Raw genomic sequence first — 10,714 nt, forward strand, 5'->3', positions numbered from 1 at the left:
CCCCCTCAAGATGAGATTTCCCACCGCGTCAGGCGGGTAAGATCCCTCGAAGATGACGAGGTCGATAGGTCCGAGGTGGAAGCGTGGCGACACGTGGAGCTGACGGATACTAATCGATCGAGGGCTTAACCTAGAAAAGCGGAGGCGAGCGGTTCGCCGCGACGGGCAAATGTTCTTCACCCGCAGGGGTGCTAGCACCCCGAGGGGGAAGGTTATTTGACCCCGAGCGGCAGCGAGCCGGAGCTAGACAATGAAAAGTGAAAGCGCCCCGGCTTCTTCCTGAAACGGTTATCTAGTTTTGAAGGAATGAACTTCCTGTTGACAAATAAAGCAGGGTGGATATAATAATTATTGTCTAAAGCAAATTGATCATCCATTGCCTAGTGGTGATAGCGGAGGGGAAACACCCGTTCCCATCCCGAACACGGAAGTTAAGCCCTCCAGCGCCGATGGTAGTTGGGGCCAGCGCCCCTGCAAGAGTAGGTCGCTGCTAGGCAATATTATTCACTTCGCAATAGCTCAGCGACGAGCTTTAGCATCGTTGAATTTACTTTGAATTTACTTTGAGTTGTCCCGATGTATCTGACTCCTTATGAATTGGCTGGCAGAGGAAGAGGCAACAAGCACATTGAGAAGATGTGCATGACATATAGTTTATTCATCATTCCGCAATAGCTCAGCGGTAGAGCAACCGGCTGTTAACCGGTAGGTCGTAGGTTCGAATCCTACTTGCGGAGCCATTTTTATGCTTCCATAGCTCAGTAGGTAGAGCACTTCCATGGTAAGGAAGAGGTCACCGGTTCGAGCCCGGTTGGAAGCTCCATTTCTCACTGGCCCGTTGGTCAAGTGGTTAAGACACCGCCCTTTCACGGCGGTAACACGGGTTCGAATCCCGTACGGGTCACTTTCGTTCAAATCAACCGCCCTTCGAAGGGCGGTTGATTTGAAAATGTATAGCCACATTGCAACAGTGACATAATAATTACTGGATATCGAATCGTTTCACAGCGTTGGGCTATAGCCAAGCGGTAAGGCAACGGACTTTGACTCCGTGATGCGCTGGTTCGAATCCAGCTAGCCCAGCCATTATTTTTTTGTACATAAAATTTACATGCTATGGGTCATTAGTTCAGCAACGAGCGTTGCATCTTCGAATTTGCTTCGAGTTGCCCCGACGCACTTGACTTCTTCGAATAAGCTTGTAGAGGAAGGGGCAGGTAGAGTGAAATGAAGCTTAGAGTGTTATTCTAACCATGAGCCATTAGCTCAGTAGGTAGAGCAACGAGCGTTACATCATCGAGTTGGCTTCGAGTTGTCCCGACGCATCTGACATCTTCGAATATGCTAGTAGAGGAAGGGACATCGTTGTCTCGGAGTGTTATTGAACCCATGAGCCATTAGCTCAGTAACGAGCGTTGCATCTTCGAATTTGCTTCGAGTTGCCCCGACGCACTTGACTTCTTCGAATAAGCTTGTAGAGGAAGGGGCAGGTAGAGTGAAATGAAGCTTAGAGTGTTATCCAACTCATGAGCCATTAGCTCAGTAGGTAGAGCAACGAGCGTTGCATCTTCGAGTTTGCTACGAGTTGCCCCGACGCACTTGACTTCTTCGAATAAGCTTGTAGAGGAAGGGGCAGGTAGAGTGAAATGAAGCTTAGAGTGTTATCTTAACCATGAGCCATTAGCTCAGTAGGTAGAGCAACGAGCGTTACATCATCGAGTTTGCTACGAGTTGTCCCGACGCATCGCGCATCTTCGAATACGCTAGCAGAGGAAGGGACATCACTATCCTAGGGTGTTATCCAACTCATGAGCCATTAGCTCAGTAGGTAGAGCATCTGACTTTTAATCAGAGGGTCGGAGGTTCGAGTCCTCCATGGCTCACCATAGCGCGGAAGTAGTTCAGTGGTAGAACACCACCTTGCCAAGGTGGGGGTCGCGGGTTCGAGTCCCGTCTTCCGCTTGGGCGGGGCCTTAGCTCAGCTGGGAGAGCGCCTGCTTTGCACGCAGGAGGTCATCGGTTCGATCCCGATAGGCTCCATCAAGAGCAGACTGCTTGACAACCACGAGCAGTCTGCTCTTTTTTGTTATATGGGTATAAATATTCAAAATTTTGTCAAGTTGAGTCATCCCCTTTCTTTCCTCTACAATAAAGACGTAACGAAAGGAGTGGGAGACAGCATGAAGCCAATTTCAATTATCGGGGTTCCGATGGATTTAGGGCAGACACGCCGCGGCGTCGACATGGGGCCGAGCGCAATGCGTTATGCAGGCGTCATCGAACGTCTGGAACGTCTTCATTACGATATTGAAGATTTGGGAGATATTCCAATTGGGAAAGCAGAGCGGTTGCACGAGCAAGGAGATTCACGGTTGCGCAATTTGAAAGCGGTTGCGGAGGCGAATGAGAAACTCGCGGCGGCGGTTGACCAAGTCGTTCAGCGGGGGCGCTTCCCACTTGTGCTGGGCGGCGACCATAGCATCGCCATTGGCACGCTCGCCGGGGTGGCGAAACATTATGAGCGGCTTGGGGTTATTTGGTATGATGCGCACGGTGATGTCAATACGGAGGAGACGTCGCCCTCTGGAAACATTCATGGCATGCCGCTGGCGGCGAGCCTCGGGTTTGGCCATCCGGCGCTGACGCAAATCGGCGGATACAGCCCCAAAATCAAGCCGGAACATGTCGTGTTGATCGGCGTCCGTTCCCTTGATGAAGGGGAGAAGAAGTTTATTCGCGAAAAAGGAATCAAAATCTATACGATGCATGAGGTTGACCGCCTTGGGATGACGAAAGTGATGGAAGAGACGATCGCGTATTTGAAAGAGCGAACGGATGGCGTCCATTTGTCGCTTGACTTGGATGCGCTTGATCCGAGCGATGCGCCGGGGGTTGGGACGCCGGTGATCGGTGGGCTGACGTACCGGGAAAGCCATTTGGCGATGGAAATGTTGGCGGAAGCGCAAATCATCACTTCTGCCGAATTTGTCGAGGTGAACCCCATTTTGGATGAACGGAACAAGACCGCCTCGGTTGCTGTGGGGCTGATGGGTTCATTGTTTGGAGAGAAGCTGATTTAGCACGCTGGTCCGACAGCGGAAGCAGCGAATCGTTGTTGTTGAAGGCAATGGTGGAAGGGGGAACGCCATATTAGGTTTGCCCCCCTTCTTTTTTTCGTTCTATGGTACAATAGATATGTTGTGTGAAACTTTTCCCGGTGGAGTGCCGTAATACACGGTAAGCCGTAAGGGCGGGGGTATTGGATTGTATGGATTTGTTCATTAAAAAACGAATTAAGGCGATCCGAAAAGGCGACCAAAATGCGTACGCTGATCTTGTCGACTTGTATAAAGATAAAATTTACCGCCTTTGTTATCGAATGCTCGGCAACCGGCACGAGGCGGAAGATGCGGCACAAGAGGCGTTCATCCGCGCTTATGTCCATATTGATACGTACAACCCGGAAATGAAATTTTCCACATGGCTGTACCGGATTGCGACGAATTTAACGATCGATAAGCTGCGGAAACGGAAGCCTGATGTGTATTTGGATGAAGAACTAAACGGTACGGACGGATTGACGATGCAGGCGCAGCTTCCTTCACGCGAAGCGTCCCCTGAAGAGGCGGTCGAAAGCTTGGAACTGCAGGAGACGGTTCAACGGGCGATTGATCAGCTGCCGGAAAAATACCGGAGCGTGATCGTGCTGAAGTATATTGAGGATCTGTCGTTGCAAGAAATCAGCGAGATTTTAGGGTTGCCGGTCGGCACGGTGAAAACGCGGCTGCATCGCGGCCGCGAAGCGCTGCGCAGACAACTTGGCCATCTATAAGAGGGTGAGAAACGATGGAATGTCCGAAGGAAATCGTATCGCTGATGCATAGCTACTTTGACGGCGACATTCATCCGGACGAGGAACGGCAGTTGAAAGAACATTTGCGGTCATGCGCCGCTTGTGCTGCCCATTTTTATGAACTAAACAAAACGATCGCTTTTCTGCAATGCGCCTCTCATATTACAGTGCCGTCCTCGTTCACGGCAACCGTGATGGGAGCCATGCCGAAAGAGAAAAAGGCTGCGCGGCTGCGCCGTTGGCTGCATGCGCATCCCATACTGACGGCTGCTTCCCTGTTTTGTCTGCTCACAGTCGGCAGTTTTGCCTCCTCATGGAATGAAAGAGGAGCATTTTCCGTTTCGGCTGATGAACATGTCATCATCCGCGATCATACAGTGATCGTGCCGGAAGGGCAAACGGTTAAAGGGGATATTACAGTTCGCAATGGATCGATTCGGATTGAAGGAACGGTCGATGGGGATGTGACGGTGATCCACGGGAACAAATATATGGCGTCTGCTGGACAAGTAACCGGGGAAGTAGAAGAAATTAATCAAGTGTTTGAATGGATTTGGTATAATATTAAAGAGAGGGTTCACCATGCGCTCCAATCCCTTGAATGATGGCAGCCATCGTCCGATGGCTTTTTCCATGACCATCGGAAGGTTGGAATTAGAGATAAAGGAAGTGTGAAGATGTCCTTCGAAGAGCTCCCCATCGTGTCGTATTTGTTGAAAGTGGTCGATATTCTTGTTGTTTGGTACGTCATTTATAAATTGATTATGATGATTCGCGGGACGAAGGCCATTCAGTTGTTAAAAGGCATTTTTTTAATTATTCTAGTCCGCTTTGTGAGCAATTACCTCGGATTGACGACGCTGCAATGGCTGATGGATCAGGCGATCATTTGGGGATTTCTCGCGATCATCATTATTTTTCAGCCGGAATTGCGGCGCGCCCTCGAGCAGCTTGGCCGTGGACGGCTGTTTACACGCAGCACAGTCAATGAAGACGAGGAACGGCTGCAGATGGTGGAAGCCATCGTCAAAGCCACGGAGTATATGGCGAAGCGGCGCATCGGGGCGCTCATTTCGATCGAGCGGGAAACCGGAATGGGTGATTATGTGGAAACGGGGATTACGCTTAACGCACATGTATCGCCGGAGCTGCTCATTAATATTTTCATTCCGAACACCCCGCTTCATGACGGAGCGGTGATTATTCAAAAAAATCAAATCGCTGCGGCCGCTTGTTATTTGCCGCTATCGGAGAGTCCGTTCATTTCAAAGGAACTCGGGACGCGCCATCGGGCGGCGCTCGGCATCAGCGAAGTGACGGACAGCGTCACCGTTGTCGTGTCGGAAGAGACAGGAGCAGTATCGTTGACGAAAAACGGCGAGCTGTACCGTGATTTAACGATCGATGAGTTTCGGGAGCTGTTAACGGGGGAACTTGCTCCTGCGACGAAGGCGTCCGCTTCTTCCCGTTGGCAGTGGAGGGGGAAGAAACATGGATAAGTTGATGGACCATCCTTGGTTTATTCGTGTCGTCTCTTTATTGCTGGCGATTATGCTGTATATGTCGGCCAATGTCGGGGCGAAAACAGGGGAAACGCGCAATACGTTTGGCCAGGAGGATACGGAAACGTTAGTCGACATCCCGGTTGTCGCTTATTATGATGAAGAAAACTTGGTTGTGTCCGGCGTGCCGAAATATGTGAACGTCACGCTCCAAGGCCCGGCAAGCATCGTCAAACCAACGGCTTTGCAGCGAAATTTCGAGGTGTACGTCGATTTAACCGATTTGCCGTTAGGAACATACACGGTGCCGATCAAATACAAGGACATCTCGGAAAAGCTGAAGGTGAATATCCAGCCGGCTTCAGTGAAAGTGACGATCCGTGAAAAAGTATCGAAACGCTTTTCGGTCGGCGTCGAATTTTTCAATCGAAACAAAATGCCTGACGGCTACTCTGTCGGAGAGCCGACCGTAAAGCCGGGCGCTGTGACGATTACCGGAGCGAGAGAGCTGATTGACGAGATTTCGTTTGTCAAAGCGATCGTCGACTTGGAGGGAGCGACGGAAACGTTGACGAGGGAAGCACGGGTTCGGGTGTATGACCGGCACGGCAATGAAATGAATGTCGAGCTGCAGCCATCGACCGTTGAAGTGACCGTTCCGGTGAAAAGCCCGAGCAAGACGGTGCCGGTTCAAGTGCGAACAACTGGGGAGTTGCCGGATGGTGTGCATCTTGTCAGCATCACGCCGGAGCCGGATCGAGTGACGATTTATGGACCGAAGGAAGTGTTGAACCATATTGACAAGCTGGAAGGATTGACCGTTGATTTGGACGATATTACGGATGATGCGACGGTAGAACTTGACGCTCCGCTCCCTGATGGCGCAAAAAGCGTCAACCCAGACAAAATCAAGGTCCATATTGATGTGGAAAAAGACGTCACGCAAACGTGGAAAGACGTGCCGATCGCTGTCGTCGGCTTGCCGGATTCATACAAAGCTGAATTTGTCAAACCGCTTGAAGGCAAAATTACGATCCGCCTTGTCGGTCCGCCCGATGTCGTCCGCGGGTTGACAAAAGACGATATTCGTTTGTATGTCGATGTCGGTGGACTTGACACCGGCGAACATCAAGTTCCCATTCAATGGAACCACCCTGAACAAGTCCAATGGCAGCCGTCATCAGAAACGGCGATGGTTCACATTAGCGAAAAAGCAGTTGCACAATAAATTGTACAAGTAAGGAGAGAGTGACCGAATGGGCAAATATTTTGGCACTGATGGTGTACGTGGAGTCGCAAATCGTGAATTGACGCCAGAGTTGGCGTTTCAAATCGGCCGCTGCGGCGGATACGTGCTGACCAAAAGCGCTGAGCGCCCGAAAGTACTGATCGGGCGCGACACCCGCATTTCCGGCCATATGTTGGAAGGCGCCCTGGTCGCCGGGCTTTTGTCGATCGGGGCGGAAGTGATGCGCCTTGGCGTCATTTCCACCCCGGGCGTCGCCTATTTGACGAAGGCGCTTGGAGCGCAGGCCGGCATTATGATTTCCGCCTCCCACAACCCGGTGCAAGATAACGGCATTAAATTTTTCGGTCCGGACGGGTTCAAGCTGTCGGATGAGCAGGAAGCGGAAATTGAGGCGTTGATCGACAGCGCGGAGGATATGCTGCCGCGGCCGATCGGGGCTGGGCTTGGGCAAGTAAACGACTATTTTGAAGGCGGACAAAAGTACTTGCAGTATTTAAAACAAACGATTGATGAAGAAGATTTTTCTGGGATGAAAATCGCCCTCGACTGCGCGCACGGGGCGACGTCATCGCTGGCGACGTACTTATTTGCCGATTTGGATGCGGATGTCGTGACGATGGGGGCGTCGCCCAATGGGCTCAACATTAACGAAGGGGTCGGGTCCACCCATCCGGAAGCGCTCGCCGCATTTGTCAAAGAAAAAGGAGCGGATGTCGGGCTCGCCTTTGACGGCGACGGCGACCGTCTCATTGCTGTCGATGAGAACGGCAACATCGTCGATGGCGACCAAATTATGTACATTTGCGCCAAATATTTAAAAGAAACCGGCCGCCTCAAGCACCAAACCGTCGTCTCAACCGTCATGAGCAACCTCGGGTTTTACAAAGCGCTTGAGGCGCAGGGAATCAAAAGTGTACAAACGGCCGTTGGCGACCGCTATGTCGTCGAGGAAATGAAGAAGAACGGCTATAATCTCGGCGGCGAGCAGTCCGGACACATCATCTTCCTTGACTACAACACGACGGGGGACGGAATGTTGACGGCGCTCCAGCTTGTCAACATCATGAAAATCAAAGGCAAGCCGCTTTCCGAATTGGCGGGGGAAATGAAAAAATACCCGCAGCTCTTAGTGAACGTCCGGGTGAAAGAGAAAGAAAAAGTGATGGAAAATGAGCAAGTGAAAAACGTGATCGCCGAAGTGGAAGCAGAGATGAACGGCAATGGCCGCGTTCTTGTCCGCCCATCGGGGACTGAGCCGCTTGTGCGCATTATGGCGGAGGCCCCGACCGAAGAAGCGTGCCGCGCCTACGTGGAGCGGATCGCGGATGTCGTCCGCCGTGAAATGGGGACGGAATAATCGACCGTCTGGACAACCACCCTATGCATAAACGGAACGTTCCCTTTCGTTTATGCATAGGGTATTTATATAAATAGTTGACGCCGCTGGGAATGTCCTGTAATATTAACGTTGTTGCCTTTTTCTTGAAAGGAGGCGATGGAAGGGCGAAGAGCGGAACATGGTGAAGTGATGGCTTGCCGCAACCGTGGGCATGGCCAACAAAGCAAAAAGGTGGTTGGTTGTTGCATCGGTTTTGACGAGACAAAAGCGCCTGGACTAAGCGTTGGACGGAAGACCGCTTAGTTGACGAGGAGGAGGTTTATCGAGGTTTTCGGCGGATGCCTCCCGGCTGGAGCGATGACAGCCGCAAGTCCTCTCTTAAAACAAAGGGGCGACCCTTTGCACAAAGGGGAGGATGTCATCGCGCAAATCGAAAGGGGAGTCTGCCGCATTGACGGTGAGGCCCCGTTGTTCTTTGACAACTGAACATGGAAGGATCTCATTAGCGGCAGCCTCCAAGATGAAAAGGAGGAACATTTGCCATGTGCGGCATTGTTGGCTATATCGGTTATCAAGATGTGAAGGAAATTTTATTGCGCGGATTGGAAAAACTCGAGTATCGCGGCTACGATTCGGCGGGGATCGCTGTGTTGAACGAAAGCGGCGTGCATGTGTTTAAGGAAAAAGGACGGATTGCTGATTTGCGCCGCATCGTCGACCCGAACGTCAACGCGACGGTCGGCATTGGCCATACACGCTGGGCGACACACGGGGCGCCAAGCCGAGTGAACGCCCACCCGCATCAAAGCGCTTCAGGCCGTTTTACGCTCGTGCATAACGGCGTCATTGAGAACTATGAAATGGTCAAGCGCGACTACTTGGCCGATGTCACATTCCAAAGCGACACGGACACGGAAGTGATCGTTCAGCTCGTGGAGAAGTTCGTCAACGACGGACTGGCAACGGAAGAAGCGTTCCGAAAAACGCTCTCGCTGCTAAAAGGATCGTACGCCATCGCCATGATCGATGCACAAGACGAAAACACCATCTATGCGGCGAAAAACAAAAGCCCGCTTCTCGTCGGCTTGGGTGATGGATTTAACGTCGTGGCGAGCGACGCGATGGCGATGCTCCAAGTGACGAATCAATTCGTCGAACTGATGGATGGGGAGCTCGTCATCGTCACGAGCGAGAACGTCACGATTCAAACGCTAAACGGTGAAACAGTCGAACGGAAGCCGTTTACGGCTGAGCTCGATGCGAGCGACATTGAAAAAGGGACGTATCCGCATTACATGTTGAAAGAAATTGACGAGCAGCCGTTCGTCATCCGCCGCATCATTCAAAAATACCAAGACGAAAACGGCGGATTGACGATTGACCAAGCGATCATCAACGAAGTGCTGAACGCCGACCGCCTGTACATTGTCGCGTGCGGAACGAGCTACCACGCAGGTCTCGTCGGCAAGCAGTTGATCGAATCGTGGGCGAAAATACCAGTCGAAGTGCATATCGCCAGCGAATTTTCGTACAACATGCCGCTGTTGTCGGAAAAGCCGCTCTTCATCTTTATCTCGCAAAGCGGCGAAACGGCCGACAGCCGCGCCGTGCTCGTGCAAACGAACAAACTCGGCCATAAAGCGATTACGATCACGAACGTCCCAGGTTCGACGCTGTCGCGGGAAGCCGATTATACGCTCCTGTTGCACGCCGGCCCGGAAATCGCCGTTGCCTCGACAAAAGCCTATACGGCGCAAATTGCCGTGTTGGCAATTTTGGCGGCGGCCGCGGCGAAAGCGAAAGGCTTTGAGCTGGACTTTGACTTGACGAAAGAGCTTGCCATCGTCGCCAATGTGATGGAAATGCTGTGCGATGCGAAAGAAGAAATGGAGAAAATCGCAAGCGACTACTTGACGCTGACGCGCAACTGCTTCTTCATCGGCCGCGCCGTTGACTACTATGTCTGCCTAGAAGGCGCGCTGAAGCTGAAGGAGATCTCGTACATTCAAGCGGAAGGGTTCGCCGGCGGCGAGCTGAAACACGGCACGATCGCCTTGATTGAGAACGGCACGCCGGTGATTGCGCTTGCCACTCAGGAGCACGTCAACTTAAGCATTCGCGGCAATGTAAAAGAAGTCGTCGCCCGCGGCGCGAACCCGTGCGTCATCTCGATGCGCGGCCTGGAAGGCGACGGCGACCGCTTCATCATCCCGGCTGTCCATCCGGATCTTACGCCGCTTGTGTCCGTCGTGCCGTTGCAGCTGATCGCATACTATGCCGCCTTGCACCGCGGCTGCGACGTCGACAAACCGCGCAACTTGGCGAAGAGCGTGACGGTGGAGTAAGCGGTTCATTGGTCGGAAATGTTGAATGACAAAAAAGTCGGGTACTTGACAAAAAAGTCGGGAACCGGACAAAAAAGTTAGGTACCGAACAAAAAAGTCGGGAACTGAAAGCCTGTTGGTGAATCCAGCAGGCTTTTGTTTTTTCTATTATCTGCGGAAAATAAAGTCGCATACTGAAAAATAAAGTTGGTAACTAGAAAATAATAATGGTAACTGGGAAAAGGTGTTGGCATAGGTTTATGCCAGCACTTTTTTATTTTCGATCAGATAGAATCACTAAAAAAAGCAGGATATTTTAAGGTTCATCACCAAAAGTTGTACTTGCACCTGTCATGAAAGTATGTTAGCTGTTTCTAGCCGAACCCGCAATGCAAAACGCTGGATATTTCTGTATCCGTATCCCCGACGTTTCATCAGCTTGATCTT

The 10,714-nt window shown here is 51.6% G+C and carries 7 protein-coding genes, 7 tRNA genes and 2 rRNA genes; all 16 read left to right on the forward strand.

Translation table 11 applies throughout. From position 1 onward, the window contains the following. A 23S ribosomal RNA gene (locus tag ETC02_RS15350) occupies positions 1-133 on the forward strand; the annotation flags it as partial. Between the two features lie 246 nt (positions 134-379). Beyond that, positions 380-496 (forward strand): 5S ribosomal RNA (gene rrf / locus ETC02_RS15355). Between the two features lie 169 nt (positions 497-665). Next, positions 666-740, forward strand: a tRNA-Asn gene (locus ETC02_RS15360). A gap of 7 nt (positions 741-747) precedes the next feature. After that, positions 748-823: transfer RNA gene (locus ETC02_RS15365), tRNA-Thr, on the forward strand. Positions 824-832: 9 nt separating this feature from the next. Then, positions 833-904, forward strand: a tRNA-Glu gene (locus tag ETC02_RS15370). Positions 905-1,011: 107 nt separating this feature from the next. After that, positions 1,012-1,086 (forward strand) — tRNA-Gln (locus ETC02_RS15375). Positions 1,087-1,810: 724 nt separating this feature from the next. Continuing rightward, positions 1,811-1,886, forward strand: a tRNA-Lys gene (locus ETC02_RS15380). A 4-nt stretch (positions 1,887-1,890) separates the two neighbouring features. Next, positions 1,891-1,962, forward strand: a tRNA-Gly gene (locus tag ETC02_RS15385). A gap of 5 nt (positions 1,963-1,967) precedes the next feature. Further along, a tRNA-Ala gene (locus ETC02_RS15390) sits at positions 1,968-2,040 on the forward strand. Between the two features lie 140 nt (positions 2,041-2,180). Then, complete coding sequence (rocF, locus tag ETC02_RS15395; protein ID WP_063211635.1) at positions 2,181-3,080, forward strand: arginase; 900 nt, start codon at positions 2,181-2,183, stop codon at positions 3,078-3,080. Positions 3,081-3,268: 188 nt separating this feature from the next. Continuing rightward, positions 3,269-3,832 carry an RNA polymerase sigma factor SigW gene (gene sigW / locus ETC02_RS15400; protein WP_063211633.1) on the forward strand — a complete coding sequence of 188 codons (564 nt, stop codon included), beginning with the start codon at positions 3,269-3,271 and terminating at the stop codon, positions 3,830-3,832. Between the two features lie 14 nt (positions 3,833-3,846). Beyond that, the gene (gene rsiW / locus ETC02_RS15405) at positions 3,847-4,458 is read left to right on the forward strand and encodes an anti-sigma-W factor RsiW (protein ID WP_063211631.1); all 612 of its coding nucleotides are present in this window, start codon (positions 3,847-3,849) and stop codon (positions 4,456-4,458) included. A gap of 72 nt (positions 4,459-4,530) precedes the next feature. Beyond that, positions 4,531-5,352: a diadenylate cyclase CdaA gene (cdaA, locus tag ETC02_RS15410; protein WP_033011740.1), complete on the forward strand. Its 822-nt coding sequence runs from the start codon at positions 4,531-4,533 to the stop codon at positions 5,350-5,352. Further along, complete coding sequence (locus ETC02_RS15415) at positions 5,345-6,583, forward strand: CdaR family protein (protein ID WP_063211629.1); 1,239 nt, start codon at positions 5,345-5,347, stop codon at positions 6,581-6,583. The genes cdaA and ETC02_RS15415 overlap by 8 nt, the downstream gene beginning before the upstream one ends. A gap of 28 nt (positions 6,584-6,611) precedes the next feature. Further along, positions 6,612-7,961, forward strand: a complete 1,350-nt coding sequence (gene glmM / locus ETC02_RS15420) for a phosphoglucosamine mutase (protein WP_060788811.1) — start codon at positions 6,612-6,614, stop codon at positions 7,959-7,961. A gap of 524 nt (positions 7,962-8,485) precedes the next feature. Beyond that, positions 8,486-10,288, forward strand: a complete 1,803-nt coding sequence (gene glmS / locus ETC02_RS15425; protein WP_063211628.1) for a glutamine--fructose-6-phosphate transaminase (isomerizing) — start codon at positions 8,486-8,488, stop codon at positions 10,286-10,288. Positions 10,289-10,714: the final 426 nt, after the last annotated feature.

Origin of the sequence: Geobacillus sp. DSP4a, from assembly GCF_013096875.1 — a bacterium.
Taxonomy (GTDB): domain Bacteria; phylum Bacillota; class Bacilli; order Bacillales; family Anoxybacillaceae; genus Geobacillus; species Geobacillus thermophilus.